A 20,043-nucleotide genomic window follows, 5' to 3' on the forward strand; every position below is an offset into this window, starting at 1 on the left:
GTATACGGTCATTGCCATGCAAAAGCCCCGCTTTGGCGGGGCTTTGTGCTGATGGGGATTACGCACCCAGTTGCTGGTTCAGTATCTGGTGTACTTCCTTGAAATCCATCACCCCGACATAGCGCTTGAGAATATTGCCCTGCTTGTCGATCAGGAAGGTGGTCGGTGCCAGCTGGATATCGCCGAAAGCCTTGGCAATGCTGCCCTGACCATCGAGAGCGACAAAGAAGGGCAGCTGGTTCTGTTGCACGAAAGCCTGTACGTAATTGGGCGGATCATAGCTCATGGCGACGGCCATGATTTGTAAGCCCTTGCTGCCATACTGCTGGTGCAGCTTCTTGATTTCCGGCATTTCTTCCACGCAGCCGGAACAGCTGGTAGCCCAGAAATTGACCAGTACCACCTTGCCCTTGAGTGAGGCGGTGTCCGCTTGCTGGCCGTTCAGCGAGGTATAGCTGACCTGCGGTGCCGCATTGCGGTCGAACAGCAGGGTATAGGCCACCAGGCCGATGACGGCGACAGCCAGTAGTGCGATCAGAACCTTCTTCATGCTTGCTACATCCGGAAAGGGGATAAACAGCAGCCCCGTCTGGCGGGGCTGTCGGGCTTATTGGTCCAGCATGGACTGCAGGAGTTCCTTCAATTGTCCGTCCAGCGTCACTGCCTTGTTCTGCTTGGCATCAAACACCACAAAAGTAACATCGGCCTCGGCAACCACCTTGTCGCTGTCGGCCAGGGTGACGCGTTGGTGCATGACGGCGCTGCGGCTGCCGATGCTCTTGACCGAGGTGGCCAGTGCCAGCTCGTCGCCCATGGTGGCGGGATAGCGATAGTCGATGTTGATATTGACGACGACGAGTGCCAGCCCGGATTGTAAAAACCAGGGCAGATCGCCACGGTCTTCGAAAAAGCTCCAGCGGGCTTCTTCCAGAAATTCCAGGTAGCGGGCGTTGTTGACGTGGCCGTACAGGTCCAGATGATAACCCCGGACCTTGATGCGTGTTTCATGCGACATGTGTTTCCCCTTGTAGTGAAAAGCTGGATCTCAATCCTCGGCGTCGAGGTCCAGCGGGACGAATGGTTCGCGCTCTAGTGGCGTCTCGACCATATCGGTGAGTACGGAGTGGATTTCTACTTCAAACCACTCCAGAAACAGGGCCGGGCTCAGTTGTGCCGGCCACAGTTGTTCGTCATCGCACCAGTCGGCCAGCTCGGCCTGAAACAGCAGACGGTAGTGCTGCAGGACGAAGTCGGCAGCCGAGGCGTAATCGTCGGCAGCCGGAATCAGCAGGGCATTGCAGTCGCGGGTGAGGATGTCCAGATCCAGTTGTCCATCCAGCTCGCCGGGCAATTGCTGCAGCCAGTCGAGAAAAGGGGCTTTGGGGCGGATCAGCGCGATGCTGCGGTTGACTTCAAACATGATGCTTCCTTGTCGTGGGTTCGACTAATTGTTGTCCCGGCTAAAGGTAAAGGCCTTGACGATGGTCAGGGCGCCCTTGCCGGCCAGTGAGGGTGGAAAGCGGCCGAATGGGGCGTGGCGGGTGACCAGATTGATGGCGGCATCGTCCACCACGCTATTGCCGGATTTTCGCACCACCTTGATGTCCTGCAAGCTGCCATCCGGCAGAATGCTGACCGCGAGGGTGACCGAGCCGTAGATATGCTGCTGCCGCAATGCTTCCGGATAGTTTTGCTGCCCGATGCGTTCCATGCGTAGCCGCCAGTCTTCCTTGTAGCGTGCCCAGGCATAGCGGTTGGCACTATCGCCCGCGCCGTCGGCAGATCCGCTTTCCAGCGTGCTGTCTTTTACGTCGCTATCACCCCGCTGCACGCTGCCGAGGGTGGCAATTTGCCCCAGCAGCTTGGCGGCGCTGACTGGTGCGCTCGCGGAGTGCTGGGCAGGCGTCACATCGGCCAGTGCCGGTTTTTTGCGGTGGTTTTCGTGCAGCAGATTGGTGTTGTTGCTGGCTGGCGGCGTGGCGGCTGACTGCTCTGCCTGCTCGGGCTTGGCCGTGGGCCGGCTGTGGCTGGCCAGCTGATCGGGGGCGCTGGTATTGCCGCGACCCTGGTTGCTGTCTTCGCTCTGGCGGAGGGTGGGTAGTGCTTGTCGTGTCGGTGCTTGCACCAGCTGGATGTTGATACGGTTGCTGTCGGGCAGGGTGATGCCGGGTGTCCATGACATGGCGCTGCTGCCCAGCAGCAAGGCATGGGCCAGCAGGGACGCTGCGATCATGATGATCAGCGGTCCGTTAGGGTTGGTGCTGGTGGGTTTGCGCAGATTGGCGGTCATGGGCAACTGGCGGCCTCCGTAAGACTGCTGCAGTTTACCATGGCTGGGGATGTGCCAAGAAAAACGCCGCGCTAGGCGCGGCGTGTGGTGTGTCAGCTTATTTGTCCAGCATGCTGCGCAGCATCCAGGCGGTTTTCTCGTGCACTTGCAGGCGCTGGGTCAGCAGGTCGGCGGTTGGCTCGTCAGCCGCGCGCTCGGCCAGCGGGAAGATGCTGCGGGCAGTGCGACAGAGGATTTCATGGCCATCCACCAGCTGTGCCAGCATTTCTTCGGCCTTGGGTACGCCGCTGGCTTCGGCAATGGCGGTCAGCTTGGCGTAGTCGGCATAGCTGCCGGGGGCAAAGTGGCCCAGTGCACGGATGCGTTCGGCGATCAGATCTACTGCCAGCGACAGTTCGTTGTATTGCGTCTCGAACATCAGGTGCAGGGTGTTGAACATCGGCCCGGTGACGTTCCAGTGAAAATTGTGGGTTTTCAGATACAGCGTGTAGGTGTCTGCCAGCAGGCGGGACAGACCGTGGGCGATGTCTTGACGATCTTGTTCGTTGATACCGATATCCATATGCAAACTCCTGGTTAATGGGCAAGTCCGGCCAGATCAGGCTGCAGAGCACTGCTTGAGCACGACTGAATTTGGTCTAGAATTGCCCTTTTGCGGAAAAATCATCATGAAACCCTGGCTGGTCTGTAGCGGCCATACGGTGCGTCTTACCTTGCATGTCCAGCCCGGCGCACGAAAAACCGAGGTGGCGGGCGAGCATGGCGACTGCCTGAAAATCCGTCTGGCGGCTCCGCCAGTCGATGGCAAGGCCAATACTGCACTGCTATCCTGGCTGGCCGACTGTTTTGCTGTTGGCAAGCGCTCTGTTACCTTGCAGGCCGGTGACAAGAGCCGGCACAAGGTGGTGCTGATCGAGTCGGCGCGGTCCGAACCGGAAGTGCTGGCCTTGCTGGGCGTTCAGTGAAGGCGCTGCTGCTGATCCGCTACCGGTTTGTCGACACGGCTGAATTCGCCTTCGATGACATCATCCGGCGTGCTGGCAGCCGCAGCTGCCCCCATATTCAGCGCCGGGCCTTTGAACGGCAGCAGCAGCAGTATAGCCAGCAGGTCGCTGAGGATGCCAGGAATGGCAAACAGCAGGCCGGACAAGGCATAGCGCAGGGGCCACAGCAGCGAATAGAGCGAAACCTGCTGGCCCTGGCGCAGTACGCTGGACAGCGTCAGCAGCGCACCCAGCTTCTGGTTGCGCAGCATCCAGATGCCCAGCAGACTGCTGGCCAGCACCAGCAGGAACACCACGCCACCGCCCAGGTGATGGGCCAGCGTGACCAGTGTGGCGATTTCCAGCAAGGGATAAAGCAGCAATAACAGCAAGATGGCGCGCATCGAATCAAGGTATCCGTATGAATTGTCTGATGGTGATCTGCAATGTGCCGGACGAAAACACCGCCACGCACATTGCGCATGTTCTGGTACAGGAGCGTTTGGCCGCCTGCGTCAATATCCTGCCAGCCTGCAGGTCGGTTTATTGCTGGGAGGGCGCGCTGCAGGAAAGTAGCGAGTTTCCCCTGCTGATCAAGACCATCCCGGCCGGCTACGCCAGGCTGCAGCAGCGTTTGCTCGAGCTGCATCCTTATGATGTGCCGGAAATCATCGCATTGCCAGTGGCGCAGGGCTTGCCCGCCTACCTGACATGGGTATCACAGTCGCTGCTTTCAAGTGATGACTATGCGGGCGCATGAAAAATTTGGACCGGTCGCCATTTGCCATGGTTCCAGCCGTGTAGCATGAAATGCGGGTCTATGCCCCGGTTTTTCCAAATTATTTCGGTAAAAGCCTTGACTGAAAAAGACGGTTTTATTATAGTTGCGAACTCTTTCGTGGGTCGGTAGCTCAGCCGGTAGAGCAGCGGACTTTTAATCCGTTGGTCGCGAGTTCGAATCTCGCCCGACCCACCACAGTTTCGGGTTGTTAGCTCAGTTGGTAGAGCAGCGGACTCTTAATCCGTAGGTCGAGTGTTCGAGCCACTCACAACCCACCAGTTTTTCCGGTTTTGCCGTCAAGCAAGATCGGGTCGGTAGCTCAGCCGGTAGAGCAGCGGACTTTTAATCCGTTGGTCGCGAGTTCGAATCTCGCCCGACCCACCACCGCTTTTGCGGGTTGTTAGCTCAGTTGGTAGAGCAGCGGACTCTTAATCCGTAGGTCGAGTGTTCGAGCCACTCACAACCCACCAGTTTATCGTTGTTACCTCATTGCAGGATCGGGTCGGTAGCTCAGCCGGTAGAGCAGCGGACTTTTAATCCGTTGGTCGCGAGTTCGAATCTCGCCCGACCCACCACCGCTTTGCGGGTTGTTAGCTCAGTTGGTAGAGCAGCGGACTCTTAATCCGTAGGTCGAGTGTTCGAGCCACTCACAACCCACCAGTCAGTATGCAGAAGCCCGGTCGCCAATGGAGACCGGGCTTTTTGCATTGTGGCGGCGCAGCGTGGTCGTCAAGCCTGCCATCCGCGTGGATAATGGACAGCGTCAAGAATACCTGTGAGAGGGCAAGGCAATGATCAAGCAATTTGGTTGTGTATTGTTGCTGGCGGCGACGGCGCTGCCGGTGCTGGCGCAAACGGTGGATGAGCAGCTGCTGGCGGCGCAGATGGCTTATCAGCAAGCAAATAATCTGCAGGAGCAGGCCCAGGCACGGCTGACGCAGGCGCAGGCGTCCAAGCAGCAGGCGGATCAGCGCCTGGCCGATGCGCAAATGGCGGCACAGCGTGCGGCGGAAGAGCTGTCGGCGGCGACTGCGGCACAAAGTGCGGCCAGTGAACAGTTGCAGCAGCATACCCGGCAACTGAAGGACGCATGGCAGCGCAAGGAGGCTGGCGGCTGATACGGCACGGAGGGCTTATGGAGCGCTGCGGCTGATCTGCTGGTAGCGGTTGATGTCTTCCTGCATTTTCTGCCGTACGCTGTTGAGTTCGGCCTGCTTGGTGCTGATCAGCGCGCCCAGCCCTTTTTGTTCCTGCTGGATGACCTGGATATTGTGCTGCAGGGCCGGTGCCGCCGGCCGGTGCAGTTTCTGGCTGACGTCTTGTTCTTTCAGCATGTCGCGCAGCTGCAGGTTGAGGCCTTTCAACCTGGAGTACTGGGCATCCAGCGAAGCCTGCAGGATGCTCAGCTGTTTTTCCCGGTCGGCCTTCAGTTCGCCGACATTGCGGTAACTTTCCAGCAGACCCTTGTCGTAGCGTGCGCTATCCAGCTGGCGTTGTTGTTCCTGCTTGCGCTGGGTTTCGCTGGCTTCACGCTGGAGGCGCGCCTGTTCGCTTTCCGCTGGCTTGCGTATCACGCCCTGCCGGTTTAGTTCGGCCACACCCTGCTTCTGGTTTTGCAGCGGTGCGGCGTCGCTGTAATGCACCTTGCCTGCTTCGTCCACCCACTTGTACAGCGCGCCATCGGCTACGGCGACGCTGCTACTCAGTACGATTAACAAGGCAGGCAAGTGCTTGGTCATTTTTCATTCACTCCATATTGCGCGCGATACGCGCGTACTGCCGTCAGGTGTTGCGCCAGCTCCGGGCTGCCCTCAAGGAAGCCCAGCAGGTCTTCGAGGGTGGCGATGGCCAGCACCGGCATGCCGTATTGCTGAGCCACTTCCTGTACGGCCGACAATTCGCCGCTGCCACGTTCCATGCGGTCCAGTGCGATGGCCACGCCAGCCGGTGTGGCACCGGCTGCACGGATCAGTTCGACCGATTCGCGCACCGAGGTACCCGCGGAAATCACGTCGTCAATGATCAGCACGCGGCCTTGCAGCGGTGCGCCAACCAGGTTGCCACCTTCGCCGTGATCCTTGGCTTCTTTACGATTATAGGCAAAAGGCACGTTACGGCCTTGTTCGGCCATGGCCATGGTCGCGCCGGCGGCCAGGATGATACCCTTGTAGGCCGGTCCGAACAGCATGTCGAACTCAAGACCGCTCGCCATGATCGACTTGGCATAGAAGCGCGACAGGTGCAGGGTGGACAGGCCATCATTGAACAGGCCGGCGTTGAAGAAGTACGGCGATTTGCGCCCGGCCTTGGTGATGAACTCGCCAAATTTCAATACCTGCTTGTCGAGTGCAAAACGGATAAAATCTTGGCGGAAATCGCTCATATCATTCCTCATGGATACTAGTTAACTATCTGAACGGCTGGAAAAATTGCCGGCAAGGATAGCACAGGAGACTGCATTGCTTCGAATCGTTTCAGCCAACCTCAATGGCGTCCGCTCGGCGGACAAGAAGGGTTTTTTCGACTGGTTGGCCGGAATTGCTGCCGATTTTGTCTGCGTGCAGGAGCTGAAGGCCCAGGCAGCTGACCTGAGCGAGCGCATGCGCGCACCGGATGGCATGACCGGCTATTTTCATTATGCCGAGAAAAAGGGTTACAGCGGCGTAGGGGTGTATACCCGTCATCAGCCGGATGCGGTGATCGAGGGGCTGGGCGTGGACTGGATCGACGCCGAAGGGCGTTTCCTGCAGCTGGATTTTGGCAATCTCAGCGTGATTTCGCTCTATCTGCCGTCGGGTTCCAGCAGCGATGAGCGCCAGCAGGTGAAGTTCCAGTTTCTGGCGGTGTTCATGCCGCATCTGGAGCAACTGAAAGCGGCCGGCCGCGATATCGTCATCTGTGGCGACTGGAATATCGCCCATCAGGAAATCGACCTGAAAAACTGGAAGGGCAATCTGAAAAACTCTGGCTTCCTGCCGGAGGAGCGCGCCTGGATGAGTGATCTGCTGGGGCGTGTGGGCTGGTGCGATGTGTGGCGCACGCTGTATCCCGAGCAGCCTGGCTATAGCTGGTGGAGCAATCGCGGCCAGGCCTATGCCAAGGATGTGGGCTGGCGTATCGACTATCACATCGTCACCCCATCGCTGATGGCGGTCGCTCAGGCAGCCTCGGTGTACAAGGATGAAAAATTCTCCGACCACGCGCCGTTGATCGTCGACTACGCACTGCAGCTGCCAGCTTGATGAATTTGTGTTGAGCACAGCGCGTTGGCAACACATTGTAATCATTGTGTTAACCCTAGCTGATGTGTTGCACCTAGGATGAAGTGATCGCTTGTGCGCGTGCACCGGCAGGGAAAGCCTGCCGGCTGCTGGCCTACACGTCACTTCATAGGATGCATGCCATGAAAAACCGTCTGCTGCTGCTTTTACTGGGCCTGGGTGCCACGGCGCCGGCATTGGCCGCCAATGTTGGCATTTCCGTCAATATCGGTGAGCCGGGCTTTTACGGCCAACTGGATATCGGCAATTACCCAGCCCCGGCCTTGTTGTATCCGCAACCGCTCATTGTCAGCCCGGTGGTGGTGGCACAGCCACCGGTCTACCTGCGCGTTCCGCCAGAACACGCTCGTCATTGGGACCGTTATTGCCGTCGCTACCAAGCCTGTGACCGCCGCGTGTATTTTGTGCAGGACCGGTGGTACCGGCAGGAGTTTGCGCCACGCTATCAGCGCGAGCACCCGCGTGGTCATGATGGACATGACAATGGCTGGCACAAGGGTGAAGACCACCGTGGCCATGGCTACCGTGATGAGCGACCCGGCGCTCCCTGGCCTGATCAGCAGCGTGAGGGCCGCCACTGATAAGGCCTTGCCCAACCCAGCAAGCGCCGGTTTGACCGGCGGTTTTGCATTCCCGCGCACAAGGCTTTAGCCTGTTGCCTGCGTGGCTGCTGCGGCAGTTACGTTGCAGATCAACCATGATGCGGCCATGGCAAGGCAGGTGGCATCAGCAAGGCATAAGGGCGGCGATGCTGGACGATGATGATGTGGTGCTGATTACCGTACCGGGCTGGGGCAATTCTGGTGACAAGCACTGGCAAACCCTGTGGGAGCTGACCTATCCGCTGGCGCGGCGCGTCCAGCAACAGGACTGGCTCTATCCGGTACGTGAACAGTGGGTGGCCGCGCTGGATGCGCTGGTACGGGATAGCGGTGGCCGTATTGTGCTGGCGGCTCACAGCCTGGGCTGCCACACTGCGGTGGAGTGGCTGCGTACTGTTGATCTGGCCACCCAGCGCCGTATCAAGGGTGTGTTGCTGGTGGCACCACCGGCTTTGCCGATTACCGAGGCACGGGCAAGGGCCAGTGGCGAGCTGCCGGAGGGCACGGCGCTGCCGGCATTCTCGGGCTTTGCACAAGCCAGTGGCGGAACGCTGCCGGTGCCAGCGGTGATGGTGGCCAGCCGGGATGACCTGTTCTGCGACTTTGCCACGGCACAGGCCATGGCAGAGCAGTGGGGTGTCAGACTGGTGGACGCTGGCTGTTCCGGTCATATGGGAAGCCATGCCGGGCTGGGCAGCTGGGCTGTCGGACAGCAGTTGCTGCAGCGTTTCATACTGGCCTGAGCCGCCAGGGGCCAATAAAAAACCGCCACCTTCGTTAGCGAGGGCGGCGGTTTTTATATTGCGGGGGTGTTGTTAGCGGGTCTTAGCGGGCGACCGGACGTTCCGGATCACTGCACCATTCGCTCCACGAGCCAGGATACAGGCGGCTGCCGCTCAGCCCGGCATGTTCCATTGCCAGCAGATTATGGCAGGCGGTGACGCCGGAGCCGCACTGGTGGACGACCTGTTCCGGGTTCAGCCCTTGCAACACGGTGTTCCATTCCTGCTGCAGCGTGGCGGCATCCTTGAAACGGCCTGCGCTGTCCAGATTCTGCTGGAAGAAGCGGTTGCGGGCGCCGGGAATGTGGCCACCGACCGGGTCCATGGTTTCGCCTTCACCGCGGAAACGTTCCGGGCTGCGGGCATCCACCACGACAAAGTCCTGTTCATCCAGATTGGCCAGCACCTGATCGGCATCGACGGTTTCGATGAGGCTGGCATTGACCGGGAAGCGGCGCGGCATATAGCGCTTTTTGTCGGTTTCCAGTACCGCCCCGGCTTGCTGCCAGGCCTGGATGCCGCCATCCAGCACGGCGACGGCGGCGTGGCCCAGCCAGCGCAGCAGCATCCAGGCGCGGGCGGCGTACATGCCGCCGGCGTCGTCATAGCAGATGACCTGAATGTCGCCGGTAATGCCGGCAGCACCCAGATCCACCGCCAGACGCTGGCCGTCCGGCAAGGGGTGACGGCCATTGCTGCCGGTCTTGACGCCGGACAGGTGGTAGTCGAGGTTGAGGTAGCGTGCGCCAGGAATGTGGCCGGCCTGATAGGCATGCAGGCCGTATTCCGGGTCGGTCAGCTGGAAGCGGCAGTCGAGAATGACGTAGTGCTCGGGATCAAGCGCCTGCAACTGTGCCAGGCTGATGAGGGTGGTGTACATCGGCTTCTCCTGAATGGGTGTGCTACATGGCGGACATGCGCCATGTGGCAAGGAGGAGCCGCTTACGAGCCGGCCCAGGGGCCGGCTTGAAAGCGGTTCCGCATGCCTGCCGGTACGTGGTGGCAAACCGGCAGGACCGCTCTAGCCTACACAGAAGCAGCAGCAGTCGGCAAGCAGACCGGTTTATTGCACTGCAGCGGCAAGTGGCTGATTTTTCAAGGCAGCACGCAGGCTGTCGGCCAGGCCCGGCTGGCTGTGCTCAGTGCCCTGACGCTGCGGGCTGGCCCAGATCGGGCTGGGAAAGTGGGCATCGTCGGCAAAACGCGGGATGACATGCCAGTGCAGATGCGGCACCACATTGCCCAGGCTGGCCAGGTTGATCTTGTCCGGCTGCATCACCTGGCGCAGTGCGCGCTCGGTATGTAGCACCCAGTCCAGCAGATGGCGGGCATCGGCAGCGGACAGGTCGCTCATTTCGCGCACATGCTGTTTCCAGATGACGCGGCAGAAACCGGGATAGCCGGCTTCGTCCACCAGCAGTACCCGGAGTAGGGCGTCTTCATGCAGCAATTCGCCGGCCGGCTGGGTGCAAAGAGGGCAAGTCATGGTCAGGTAGTCATTTCCTGTTGATGGATGTCGCTCATTCTACCGCGGCTGGTACTTGCTGGATTTTTTCGTCTGTTATACTGATTGAACTGTCCGTATGTTCAGTCCTGTCATGCGGGCCTGCTATTCTGTACAAGACAAATCGTCGCTAACTCCCTGGAAATACTGTGTGAATCTGGTTCAAAGCCTGATGGTGATTGCCGTACTGATTTTGATCAGTGCCTTCTTTTCCGTATCGGAAATCTCGCTGGCGGCGGCACGTAAAATAAAACTGCGGCAAATGGCCGAAGAAGGCGATATGCGCGCCGACCGCGTGCTGGCCTTGCAGGCGCAGCCGGGCTTGTTCTTTACCGTGGTGCAGATCGGCCTGAATGCGGTGGCCATCATGGCCGGTATCATGGGTGAAGCGGCCTTTACCCCCTATTTTGCCCAGGCGCTGCATCTGGTTTTTTCCGCTGACTGGGTGGAGCGGGTCAGCTTTTTGCTGTCTTTTGTCACGGTGACGGCCTTGTTCGTGCTGTTTGCCGACCTCATGCCCAAGCGGCTGGGCATGTCCGCACCGGAGCAGATTGCCGTGCGCGTGGTACGGCCGATGCAGGCCTGCGTGCGGCTGTTCATGCCGCTGGTGTGGTTGTTCAATGGCATGGCCAATATGTTGTTCCGGCTGTTCGGCCTGCCCACGGCCCGGCCGGATGACCTGACCCCGGATGATATCGTCGCCATGATGGAGGCAGGTGCCGAGGCCGGCGTATTGCATCAGCAGGAGCATCATCTGATCGAAAACGTGTTCGAGCTGGAAAGCCGCACCGTGCCCTCATCGATGACCGCGCGCGAAAGCGTGGTGTATTTCACCCTGCAGGAAGAAGAAAGCAGCATCAAGCGCAAGATTGCAGAAAGCCCGCATGCCAAGTATCTGGTGTGCGACGGCGTGGTGGATGCGGTGGTGGGCTATGTCGATTCCAAGGATATCCTGACGCGGCTGGTGAACCAGCAGAGCGTGTCGATCAAGCGTGAACTGACCATCCGCAATGTGCTGATCATTCCCGACAGCCTGACCCTGTCCGAGCTGCTGGCACGCTTCAAGGCTTCGCGTGAAGACTTTGCCGTGGTGATGAACGAGTATGCGCTGGTGGTGGGCATCATCACCCTGAATGATGTGATGAGCACGGTGATGGGCGACCTGGTGACGCAAAGCCAGGAAGACCAGATCGTGCAGCGCGATGCCGACAGCTGGCTGGTGGATGGTGCGTCGCCGGTGGAGGATGTATTGCGTGCGCTGGACATCGACAGTTTTCCGGATGACGAAAACTACGAAACCATCGCTGGTTTCATGATGTATATGCTGCGCAAGATCCCCAAGCGTACCGACCATGTCGAGTACGCCGGCTACAAGTTCGAGGTGGTGGATATCGACAACTACCGCATCGACCAGTTGCTGGTGACACGGGTGGCCCCGGTGCCGGCACCGCAAGCCTGAGCCGGTTACGATTGCTTACACAGGCTTACAAGAGTCTCACAGACGGGGTCGCGCCCCCTCCCTAAGATGCAGTTCATGGAGGCAGCAAACACACTGCCCCCGGAACTCAACAAAGTCGCCTTACGGGAGAATGACCATGAAAAAGATCGCCGCACTCGTCCTGACCGCTGTGTTTGGTCTCGCCTCCGCTGCCGGCTTTGCCGCTGATGCCTCCGCCCCTGCTGCCAAGCCTGCAGTGACTGCTCCGGCCAAGGCCCATCACGCCAAACAGCATCAGGCCAAGAAACACCACGCCAAAAAACATCAGGTGAAGAAGGCCGCTTCGGCCCCGGCTGCGCAAAAGGCCCAGTCTGCCAAGAAGCATGTGCACAAGCACCACCATCATCACGCCGGCAAGCATCACCAGCATGCCCCGCGCAAGCTCAACCAATAAGTAATTAAGCCGTACAGCGGCAGCTCACTCGCAGTAGTGCTCAAAAAAGAGGAGGCGCAAGCCTCCTCTTTTTCATGTCCGCTCTTCAGTCCAGCTCGGCTACCTTGCACACGCGCAAGGCTTGCGGGGTTTCATCCATATTGCGCCATACCCAGTTGAAGTGCGCCACCACCTGCTCACCACTCAGCAGGGGACGGTTGCGGCAGGTATGGGCATCTTCCAGCACGGTTACCGCATAGTCGTGCGACAGCGCGCTGCGAATGGCGTAATCAATGCAGAAGTCGGTAGCGGAGCCGCCTATCCACAGATGCTGTATCGCCAGCTGCTGTAACAGCGCATGCAGCTCTGGCCGATAGAAGCTGTCACCGACGGTCTTGTGTACCACCGGATCACCTGGCAGCCGCTGCAAGGCCGGATGGAGCGCCCAGCCGGCGCTGCCGGGGGCCAGATCGGTGCCGGGCGGGCTGTCGTGCTGCACGAAGATGACGGGCATGTCGAGTTGGCGGGCTTTGGCAATGGCCTGATTCAGCCTGGCCAGTACCGTAGCGGCCTGGTAGGGCGGGGTGGGTTCGAACTGGGCAAGCTGGACATCGACAATCAGCAGGGCGCGTGCAGAGGGCATGGCTCATTCCGGTGGGTGGAGGCTGCATGGTTGTATCAGCAGAGCTGGCTACGCGGCAAGCCTGATCTGGCGCAAGTCTCCGGCAAAAGAAAAATAATCCTTTTGTCATTAATGCATACTGTGCGACCAGGACATCCTCGTGCCAGAGTCGCCATGCTCAAGCTCTATCAATTTGCCTTTTCCCACTTTTGCGAGAAAGCCTGCTGGGCGCTCGACTATAAACAGCAGCCCTTTGATACGGTCAATCTGCTGCCCGGCCTGCATGTGCTGTGGAGCCGCCGTCTGGCAGCGGGCACGTCGCTACCCATCCTGTGGGACGGCGCGTACATCGTGCAGGATTCAAGCGCCATCATCGATTATCTGGAGCAGCGCTGGCCACAGCCAGCCTTGACGCCGGCAGCGCCCGAATTGGCGATGCAGGCGCGGGAGTGGGAGCGCTGGCTGGGAGAGGAAATCGGCGTGCCATTGCGGTTGTGGTTTTATCGCCATGTGCTGGCGCAGCGGCGCTACGCCATGGCCTTTCTGCTGCGTGGCGCGTCGCGGCGGCAGGGGCTGTTGTTGCGCTGCTTGTTCCCGCTGATCCGGCCTGCCATGCATCACAAGATGAAAATCAATCCGGTCAACGCCGCTGCGGCGCGACTACAACTGGAGCAGGCACTGGACAGGCTGGAAGCGGCTTTGCAGGGGCGGGACTATCTGGTGGGTGACGCCTTCAGCCGCGCCGACCTGACTGCTGCCGCATTGCTGTGGCCCTTGTTACCGTGGGAGGGGGATGAAGCGGCCATGCAGGCCCGTTTGCCCGAAGTGGTGTGGCTGTGGCGGCAGGGCTTTGTACAGCGCCCGCTGTATGGCTGGTTGCAGCGCATCTACCGCCTGCATCGCCCAGCGTCTTGTATCCAGCCATGAAAAAACCGCAGGCCGTAACGTAGCCTGCGGTTTGATGGAGGATGCGCGATAAAGGCTTACAGCAGCACGCGTTCGATGCCGCCGTTGCGGGCTTTTTCCACGTAGTCCTTCATCCAGTTCTTGCCCAGGATGTGCTTGGCCATTTCCACCACGATGTAGTCGGCCTCGGTGCCGGTGTCCGGGCTGTAGCGCGACAGGCCCTGCAGGCAGGACGGGCAGGAGGTGAGAATCTTCACCGGCTGTTCGGTAGCACCGATCTTGGCCAGATCCTTGTTGATTTCTTCTTCCTTGCGCGAACGGACCTGGGTGGCAATATCCGGGCGGCTGGCGGCAAAGGTGCCGGACTCGCCGCAGCAGCGGTCACTCAGCGTCACGCTGCCGCCCAGCAGCTTGTTGGCCACATCCAGCGGCTGGTAGGTCTTGATCGGGGTATGGCAGGGGTCGTGGTACATATACTTCTGCCCGGCGATGCCTTCCAGCTTCAGGCCTTTCTCCATCAGGTATTCGTGGATGTCGATGATGCGGCAGCCGGGGAAGATATCCTCGAAGCGGTACTTGGCCAGCTGGTCGTAGCAGGTGCCACAGCTCACCACCACAGTCTTGATGTCCAGATAGTTCAGCGTATTGGCCAGGCGATGGAACAGCACGCGGTTTTCGGTGGTGATGGCCTCACCCTTGTCGGCGTAGCCGGCCGAGGTCTGCGGGTAGCCGCAGCACAGATAGCCCGGTGGCAGCACGGTCTGGGTGCCGACATGCCACAGCATGGCCTGAGTGGCGAGGCCTACCTGGCTGAACAGGCGCTCCGAACCACAGCCGGGGAAGTAGAACACCGCTTCGGCGTCTTCGGCCAGCTGCGGATTGCGGATGACCGGTACTACATTGGCGTCTTCCACATCCAGCAGGGCGCGGGCGGTTTTCTTGGGCAGGCCGCCTGGCATCGGCTTGTTGATGAAGTGGATCACCTGCTGCTTGATCGGCGCCTTGCCCACGGTGGACGGCGGTTGCTTGGTTTGCGCGCCGGTCAGGTGCAGTTTTTTGCCCACGCTGTAGCCCAGCCGTTGTGCCTTATAGGCAAAACCCACCAGACCGCCACGGATGGCCTTGATGGTGGCCGGGTCCTTGACGGTGAGGAAGGCCATGCCCAGCGCGGTACCGGGGTTGAAGCGCTTGTTGCCGGTCTTGCGCAGGAAGTTGCGCATGGCGACCGAGACATCGCCAAAGTCGATCTTGACCGGGCAGGGTTTGACGCAGCGGTGGCACACCGTGCAGTGGTCAGCCACATCCGACAGCTCGTCAAAATGCTTGAGGCTGACGCCACGGCGGGTTTGCTCTTCGTACAGGAAGGCCTCGGTCAGCAGGCCGACGCCCAGAATCTTGTTACGCGGGCTGTACAGCAGATTGGCACGCGGCACGTGGGTGGAACAGACCGGTTTGCACTTGCCGCAGCGCAGGCAGTCCTTGACGCTGTTGGAGATGCTGCCGATGTCGGACTGTTCCAGAATCAGCGATTCCGCCCCCAGCAATTCGAAGGACGGGGTGTAGGCCATGGACAGGTCGGCCCCTGGCAGCAGCTTGCCCTTGTTGAAATGGCCCTTGGGGTCGATGCGCTGCTTGTAGGCACGGAAGGGGGCGATTTCTTCTTCGGTGAGGAATTCCAGCTTGGTGATACCAATGCCGTGTTCCCCGGAAATCACACCGTTCAGGCTGCGTGCCAGTTGCATGATGCGTGCCACCGCCTTGTGCGCGGTTTGCAGCATGTCGTAGTCGTCGGAGTTGACCGGCAGGTTGGTGTGCACATTGCCGTCGCCGGCGTGCATGTGCAGGGCCACGAACACGCGACCGCGCAGCACCTTCTGGTGCAGGGCATGCACGGCATCCAGGATGGGTGCATCGGCCTTGCCGGAGAACAGGCTTTCCAGATCGTTCAGCAGTTCGTCTTTCCAGCTGACGCGCAGCTGGAAGTCGCGCATGGCGATGAACAGGGTGGCCGGCGTGGCGTTGGCATCCACCAGCGGTGCCTCTGGCCATTGTGCGCGGTACTGGGCAAACGGTGCGTCCAGATTGTCCAGCAGCCACTGCCAGCGCTGGCGCAACGTGGCAATCAGCTCCAGTGCGGTGCCGCGACGCTCGCCGATGATTTCGTCGGCGGAAACCGCACCACCTTCGGTATCCACCGGCAGGCGACCATGGAAGTATTCGGTGAGGGTATCCAGCAGACGCAGCTTGTTGGCGACCGACAGCTCGATATTGATGCGCTCGATGCCGTCGGAGTAGTCGCCCAGGCGCGGTAGCGGAATCACCACGTCTTCGTTGATCTTGAAGGCATTGGTGTGGCGGGCGATGGCGGCGGTGCGCGAACGGTCCAGCCAGAACTTCTTGCGCGCCTCGGCGGTGACGGCGATGAAGCCTTCGCCGGTACGGGCATTGGCATAACGCACGACCTGGCTGGCGGCTTCGGCCACGGCGTTTTCATCGTTGGACACGATGTCGGCAATCAGCACCATCTTGGGCCGGCCCTTGCTCTTGGCCTTGGTGGCATAGCCCACGGCCCGTACATAGCGCCAGTCCAGATGCTCCAGGCCGGCCAGTTGTACGCCAGCCTTGCAGCCTGCGCCATCCGGCTTGAAGTAGTCGGTGATTTCCACGATGGCCGGGGTGGCCTGGGCTACCGTGCCGAAGAATTCCAGACAGACGGTGCGGGTGTGCGCCGGCATCTTGTGCAGCACGAAGCGCGCGCTGGTGATGATGCCGTCGGTGCCTTCCTTTTGCACGCCGGGCAGGCCGGCGAGGAATTTGTCGGTGACGTCCTTGCCCAGGCCAACCTTGCGGAAGGAAGGGCCGGGGATGTCCAGCTGTTCGGTGGACAGCACGGTCTTGTCGTCGTCCTTGAAGCGGGTGACGCGGAAGCTGGCGACATCGATGTCGTGGATCTTGCCGTAGTTGTGCGCCAGGCGTTCGATGAACATCCAGTTGCCGTCGGTATCCACCATTTTCCAGCTGGCCAGGTTGTCCAGCGCGGTGCCCCACAGCACGGCCTTTTTGCCGCCGGCATTCATGGCGACGTTGCCGCCGATACAGGAGGCTTCGGCCGAGGTCGGGTCAACCGCAAACACCAGGCCGGCGGCACTGGCCGCTTCCGATACCCGGGCGGTGACCACGCCAGCTCCGCACTGAATGGTGGCGCGTTCGCCATCCAGACCCGGCAGGCCGATGTATTCCACGCCGTTATGCTGCACCAGCTTTTCGGTGTTGATCACCGCGCTGCGGCGGTCCAGCGGTACGGCGCCACCGGTGTAGCCAGTACCACCACCACGCGGGATGATGGTCAGTTCCAGTTCGATCAGCGCACGCACCAGCGGGGCGATTTCTTCTTCGGTATCCGGCGACAGCACCACGAAGGGGTATTCCACGCGCCAGTCGGTGGCGTCGGTCACGTGCGACACGCGAGCTAGGCCGTCGAACAGGATGTTGTCCTTGCGGGTATGGCGCGACAGTTTTTTCAGGATGGCCTGGCGCAGCTCGCGCGTTTCGGCAAACTGCTGGGCAAAGCGGTCCACCGCCTCGCGCGCCGCCGCGATCAGCCGGCCCACCTTGTCATTGCCCTCGCGGCGCTTTTCCACTTCCTGCAGGCGGTGGTGCATGGCCTCCACCAGCGCGGACAGACGCTTGGGATTGTCCAGCAGGTCGTCAACCAGATAGGGGTTGCGATCCACTACCCAGATATCGCCCAGCACCTCGAACAGCATGCGGGCGGAGCGGCCGGTTTTGCGCTCGCTGCGCAACTCTTCCAGCAGTGCCCACATGGGCTCGCCCAGAAGCCGGATAAAGATTTCCCGGTCCGAATACGATGTGTAGTTGTAAGGTATCTCGCGAAGACGCTGCTGGGTGCTGGTGGTCATGGTCCGTGCTGCAGTAATTGTTTGAATATATTATCGGCTAGTTTAGCCCAATTGCTGCGTTGCGAAAAATGCCGCATGCGTCATTTTCTCATTTTCACGTGAAGATACCGTGGCTGATTGGATGTTGTCGGACAATATTGGCCAGTATTGGCTAAGGCCTTGCCACAAAAGGAAAAGCCCCTGTTATCAACAGGGGCTGCCAGGTTTTGCGCGTGGTTTTATTGCCGGTTCCGTGCCAGTTGCTCGGCGAGCTTGATGGCCTCGAACAGGCTGCCGGGGTCGGCGCGGCCAGTGCCGGCCAGATCCAGTGCCGTGCCGTGATCCACCGAGGTGCGGATGATGGGCAGGCCCAGCGTGATATTGATGCCGGCGCCAAAGCTGGCATGTTTGAGCACCGGCAGGCCCTGGTCGTGGTACATGGCCAGTACCGCATCGGCCTGGGCCAGCTTGTCGGGATTGAACAGGGTATCGGCCGGCAGCGGGCCGATCAGCTGCATGCCTTCGGCGCGCAGTTGTTGTAATACCGGTTCGATGACGTCGATTTCCTCACGCCCCATGTGACCGGACTCGCCGGCATGCGGGTTGAGGCCGGCGACCAGAATGCGCGGCGAGGGCAGGCCGAATTTGTGTTGCAGATCGGCATGCAGGATGCGGATGACCGCTTCCAGCTCCGGTTTGGTGATGGCGTCGGCAACAGCGCGCAGCGGCAGGTGGGTGGTGACCAGCGCCACCCGCATGCCTGCGCCGGCCAGCATCATCACCACACGCGCGGTGCCGGTGTGCTCGGCCAGATATTCGGTATGTCCGCTGAACGGTACGCCGGCGTCGTTGATCACGCCCTTGTGTACCGGTGCGGTGACCATGGCAGCAAACTCGCCGGACAGGCAGCCGGCTATCGCCACATCCAGGGTGTTCAGCACATAGTGGGCATTGGCCGGATCCAGCTGGCCGGGGGTGACCGCGGTGGCCAGCGGTACGTGTTGTACTTCCAGTACGCCGGCCGGAGCGGCTGCCTGCCCTGGCTGGTAGGGCTGAAAGCGCAGGGCGGTCAGGCCCAGCTGCGCCGCACGCTGCTGCAATAGCGGCAGGTCGGCAATGATGACCCGCCGTGCGCCGTCACTGTGGTCTGCCAGTTGCAGGACCAGATCCGGGCCGATGCCGGCTGGCTCGCCAGCGGTAACGGCCAGCAGGGGGCGGGTATCAGCCATGGCTTACTTGTCGTCCAGGCGTTCTTCAACAAAGGCGGAGTCGCGCAGCTGGCGTACCCAGTCCAGATAAGCCTGGTCGAGTTTGCGCAGGCGCAGCTGCTGTTTGATGGTCTGGCGTTCGCGGTCGGCCGATACATCCTGATTGCGTTTGGCTTCCACCAGAATCAGGTGCCAGCCGAAGGGGCTGCGTACCGGCTCGGACACGGTGGCTACCGGCAAGCTGAGCATGGCCTTTTCAAATTCCGGCACCATGTCGCCCTTGTTCACCCAGCCCAGATCGCCGCCTTTGACGTTGCTGCCGTCTTCCGAATAGAGCTTGGCCATTTCGGAGAATTTGGCACCACGCAGAATGCGGTCGCGAATCTGCAGGATGCGGTTTTTGGCATCAGCCTCTGATACGGCTTCGTTGGTGCGGATCAGGATGTGCGAGGTGTGGTACTGCTCCACCATCAGCGGCTGGTTGCCGCTACGCTTTTCAATCAGCTGGAAAATCATGAAACCCTGGGCGGTGCGGATGACGCCGGTGTGCTGGCCGGGGCTCAGCTGATCCAGCATGGAGACGAACTCCGGCGGCAGCGTGGCTGCCGGACGCCAGCCCAGATCACCGCCCTTGATGCCGTTGGGGGCGTCGGAATAACTGGCGGATACCTTGGCAAAGGGCTGCTTGTCGTTCAGCTCGCCCAGTGCCTTGTTGGCCTTGGCCGACAGCGCGTCCAGCTGTTTGGCATCGGCGCGCTCGGGGGTGCTGATCAGGATGGTGGCCAGGTGGTATTCGCTGCGATTGGCGCTTTGTGCGCTTTTCAGTACCTGATCCACTTCGCTATCGGTGACATTGATGCGCGAGCCGATTTCATTGTTTTTCAGGCGTGCCAGCACGATTTCGCGGCGGATTTCTTCGCGGAAGCGGGCGAAGGGCACACCTTCCTTGGCCAGCTGTGCCTGCAGGCCTTTGACGTCCAGCTTGTTTTGCTTGGCCAGATCAGCAATGGCCTGGTCCAGATCATGCTCATCCACGCGCATGCCATTGCTGCTGGCGTACTCCATTTGCACTTGTTCGGTAATCATCTGCTCCAGCACCTGGCGCGCCAGGATGTCGCGCGCAGGCGGCATCACGTTCTGGCCCTTGAGTTGCTGGATGGCTGCATCGATGCGGTTTTGCAGGTCGATATTGGTGATGACGGTCTTGTTGACCACGGCCACGATGCGATCCATCTCGCTGACCGGGGACGCCGGCGCCGCATGGGTCGTCTGGACAATGGTGGCGATCAACAGGGCAAGCAGGGTTTTTTTCAT

23 protein-coding genes and 6 tRNA genes are annotated in these 20,043 nt (G+C 60.4%); 15 read left to right on the top strand and 14 right to left on the bottom strand.

Annotated features, from left to right (window positions below):
- Positions 1 to 58 precede the first annotated feature (58 nt).
- From FAZ30_RS06885 to FAZ30_RS06905, 5 genes are all read right to left on the bottom strand, one after another.
- A complete protein-coding gene (locus FAZ30_RS06885; RefSeq protein ID WP_124645151.1) occupies positions 59 to 550 on the bottom strand; it encodes a TlpA disulfide reductase family protein in 492 nt (163 codons plus the stop codon).
- A gap of 57 nt (positions 551 to 607) precedes the next feature.
- On the bottom strand, positions 608 to 1,015 hold the full coding sequence (locus FAZ30_RS06890) for an acyl-CoA thioesterase (protein WP_124645150.1): 408 nt from the start codon (positions 1,013 to 1,015) through the stop codon (positions 608 to 610).
- 30 nt (positions 1,016 to 1,045) lie between these two features.
- A complete protein-coding gene (locus FAZ30_RS06895; RefSeq protein WP_124645149.1) occupies positions 1,046 to 1,420 on the bottom strand; it encodes a VacJ in 375 nt (124 codons plus the stop codon).
- A gap of 24 nt (positions 1,421 to 1,444) precedes the next feature.
- On the bottom strand, positions 1,445 to 2,290 hold the full coding sequence (locus FAZ30_RS06900; RefSeq protein WP_137009164.1) for a cell envelope integrity TolA family protein: 846 nt from the start codon (positions 2,288 to 2,290) through the stop codon (positions 1,445 to 1,447).
- Between the two features lie 97 nt (positions 2,291 to 2,387).
- Positions 2,388 to 2,852, bottom strand: coding sequence for a Dps family protein (locus FAZ30_RS06905; protein ID WP_103523069.1), 465 nt, complete (start codon positions 2,850 to 2,852; stop codon positions 2,388 to 2,390).
- A 106-nt stretch (positions 2,853 to 2,958) separates the two neighbouring features.
- Here FAZ30_RS06905 and FAZ30_RS06910 point away from each other — a divergent pair, with 106 nt between their 5' ends.
- Positions 2,959 to 3,255 (top strand): DUF167 domain-containing protein, encoded by a 297-nt coding sequence (locus tag FAZ30_RS06910; protein ID WP_124645147.1) that lies wholly within the window; start codon positions 2,959 to 2,961, stop codon positions 3,253 to 3,255.
- On the opposite strand, the gene FAZ30_RS06915 is transcribed toward FAZ30_RS06910, so the two are convergent.
- Positions 3,249 to 3,677, bottom strand: a complete 429-nt coding sequence (locus tag FAZ30_RS06915) for an FxsA family protein (protein WP_124645146.1) — start codon at positions 3,675 to 3,677, stop codon at positions 3,249 to 3,251. The two genes, FAZ30_RS06910 and FAZ30_RS06915, sit on opposite strands and share 7 nt — an antisense overlap.
- 17 nt (positions 3,678 to 3,694) lie before the next feature.
- On the opposite strand from FAZ30_RS06915, the gene cutA reads away from it, so the two are divergent.
- From cutA to FAZ30_RS06955, 8 genes are all read left to right on the top strand, one after another.
- A complete protein-coding gene (cutA, locus tag FAZ30_RS06920) occupies positions 3,695 to 4,033 on the top strand; it encodes a divalent-cation tolerance protein CutA (RefSeq protein ID WP_124645145.1) in 339 nt (112 codons plus the stop codon).
- 140 nt (positions 4,034 to 4,173) lie between these two features.
- Positions 4,174 to 4,249: transfer RNA gene (locus tag FAZ30_RS06925), tRNA-Lys, on the top strand.
- Between the two features lie 7 nt (positions 4,250 to 4,256).
- Positions 4,257 to 4,332: transfer RNA gene (locus FAZ30_RS06930), tRNA-Lys, on the top strand.
- A gap of 30 nt (positions 4,333 to 4,362) precedes the next feature.
- Positions 4,363 to 4,438: transfer RNA gene (locus FAZ30_RS06935), tRNA-Lys, on the top strand.
- Positions 4,439 to 4,448: 10 nt separating this feature from the next.
- A tRNA-Lys gene (locus FAZ30_RS06940) sits at positions 4,449 to 4,524 on the top strand.
- A gap of 29 nt (positions 4,525 to 4,553) precedes the next feature.
- A tRNA-Lys gene (locus FAZ30_RS06945) sits at positions 4,554 to 4,629 on the top strand.
- A 9-nt stretch (positions 4,630 to 4,638) separates the two neighbouring features.
- Positions 4,639 to 4,714, top strand: a tRNA-Lys gene (locus FAZ30_RS06950).
- A gap of 131 nt (positions 4,715 to 4,845) precedes the next feature.
- The gene (locus tag FAZ30_RS06955; RefSeq protein ID WP_124645144.1) at positions 4,846 to 5,172 is read left to right on the top strand and encodes a hypothetical protein; all 327 of its coding nucleotides are present in this window, start codon (positions 4,846 to 4,848) and stop codon (positions 5,170 to 5,172) included.
- A 15-nt stretch (positions 5,173 to 5,187) separates the two neighbouring features.
- Here the strand turns inward: FAZ30_RS06955 and FAZ30_RS06960 are convergent, their stop codons facing one another.
- Together FAZ30_RS06960 and pyrE are read right to left on the bottom strand one after the other, a co-directional pair.
- The gene (locus tag FAZ30_RS06960) at positions 5,188 to 5,793 is read right to left on the bottom strand and encodes a DUF4124 domain-containing protein (protein ID WP_124645143.1); all 606 of its coding nucleotides are present in this window, start codon (positions 5,791 to 5,793) and stop codon (positions 5,188 to 5,190) included.
- Positions 5,790 to 6,437: an orotate phosphoribosyltransferase gene (gene pyrE / locus FAZ30_RS06965; protein ID WP_124645142.1), complete on the bottom strand. Its 648-nt coding sequence runs from the start codon at positions 6,435 to 6,437 to the stop codon at positions 5,790 to 5,792. The genes FAZ30_RS06960 and pyrE overlap by 4 nt, the downstream gene beginning before the upstream one ends.
- Before the next feature lie 76 nt (positions 6,438 to 6,513).
- Here pyrE and FAZ30_RS06970 point away from each other — a divergent pair, with 76 nt between their 5' ends.
- From FAZ30_RS06970 to FAZ30_RS06980, 3 genes are all read left to right on the top strand, one after another.
- Complete coding sequence (locus FAZ30_RS06970) at positions 6,514 to 7,296, top strand: exodeoxyribonuclease III (protein ID WP_124645141.1); 783 nt, start codon at positions 6,514 to 6,516, stop codon at positions 7,294 to 7,296.
- A gap of 161 nt (positions 7,297 to 7,457) precedes the next feature.
- Positions 7,458 to 7,916, top strand: coding sequence for a hypothetical protein (locus tag FAZ30_RS06975; RefSeq protein WP_124645140.1), 459 nt, complete (start codon positions 7,458 to 7,460; stop codon positions 7,914 to 7,916).
- 167 nt (positions 7,917 to 8,083) lie between these two features.
- Complete coding sequence (locus FAZ30_RS06980; protein ID WP_233578627.1) at positions 8,084 to 8,680, top strand: alpha/beta hydrolase; 597 nt, start codon at positions 8,084 to 8,086, stop codon at positions 8,678 to 8,680.
- Between the two features lie 82 nt (positions 8,681 to 8,762).
- On the opposite strand, the gene FAZ30_RS06985 is transcribed toward FAZ30_RS06980, so the two are convergent.
- Complete coding sequence (locus FAZ30_RS06985; RefSeq protein ID WP_124645139.1) at positions 8,763 to 9,599, bottom strand: sulfurtransferase; 837 nt, start codon at positions 9,597 to 9,599, stop codon at positions 8,763 to 8,765.
- Between the two features lie 183 nt (positions 9,600 to 9,782).
- Entirely contained in the window at positions 9,783 to 10,205 is a 423-nt protein-coding gene (locus FAZ30_RS06990) for an HIT family protein (protein WP_124645138.1), read from the bottom strand.
- 169 nt (positions 10,206 to 10,374) lie between these two features.
- Here FAZ30_RS06990 and paeA point away from each other — a divergent pair, with 169 nt between their 5' ends.
- On the top strand, positions 10,375 to 11,682 hold the full coding sequence (gene paeA / locus FAZ30_RS06995) for a polyamine export protein PaeA (protein ID WP_199731086.1): 1,308 nt from the start codon (positions 10,375 to 10,377) through the stop codon (positions 11,680 to 11,682).
- A 136-nt stretch (positions 11,683 to 11,818) separates the two neighbouring features.
- Positions 11,819 to 12,115: a protein YbgS gene (locus FAZ30_RS07000; protein WP_137009166.1), complete on the top strand. Its 297-nt coding sequence runs from the start codon at positions 11,819 to 11,821 to the stop codon at positions 12,113 to 12,115.
- Between the two features lie 85 nt (positions 12,116 to 12,200).
- Here FAZ30_RS07000 and FAZ30_RS07005 read toward each other — a convergent pair whose 3' ends face one another.
- Entirely contained in the window at positions 12,201 to 12,737 is a 537-nt protein-coding gene (locus FAZ30_RS07005) for a cysteine hydrolase family protein (protein WP_124645136.1), read from the bottom strand.
- A gap of 153 nt (positions 12,738 to 12,890) precedes the next feature.
- Here FAZ30_RS07005 and FAZ30_RS07010 point away from each other — a divergent pair, with 153 nt between their 5' ends.
- Positions 12,891 to 13,643: a glutathione S-transferase family protein gene (locus tag FAZ30_RS07010; RefSeq protein ID WP_158613646.1), complete on the top strand. Its 753-nt coding sequence runs from the start codon at positions 12,891 to 12,893 to the stop codon at positions 13,641 to 13,643.
- A gap of 56 nt (positions 13,644 to 13,699) precedes the next feature.
- Here the strand turns inward: FAZ30_RS07010 and FAZ30_RS07015 are convergent, their stop codons facing one another.
- From FAZ30_RS07015 to FAZ30_RS07025, 3 genes are all read right to left on the bottom strand, one after another.
- Positions 13,700 to 17,542, bottom strand: coding sequence for a DUF3683 domain-containing protein (locus FAZ30_RS07015; RefSeq protein ID WP_124645134.1), 3,843 nt, complete (start codon positions 17,540 to 17,542; stop codon positions 13,700 to 13,702).
- Between the two features lie 218 nt (positions 17,543 to 17,760).
- Positions 17,761 to 18,750 (bottom strand): 4-hydroxythreonine-4-phosphate dehydrogenase PdxA, encoded by a 990-nt coding sequence (gene pdxA / locus FAZ30_RS07020; protein WP_124645133.1) that lies wholly within the window; start codon positions 18,748 to 18,750, stop codon positions 17,761 to 17,763.
- A gap of 3 nt (positions 18,751 to 18,753) precedes the next feature.
- Complete coding sequence (locus tag FAZ30_RS07025; protein ID WP_233578625.1) at positions 18,754 to 20,043, bottom strand: peptidylprolyl isomerase; 1,290 nt, start codon at positions 20,041 to 20,043, stop codon at positions 18,754 to 18,756.

The organism is Aquitalea aquatilis (genome assembly GCF_005155025.1).
In the GTDB taxonomy this organism is placed as follows: Bacteria; Pseudomonadota; Gammaproteobacteria; order Burkholderiales; family Chromobacteriaceae; genus Aquitalea; species Aquitalea aquatilis.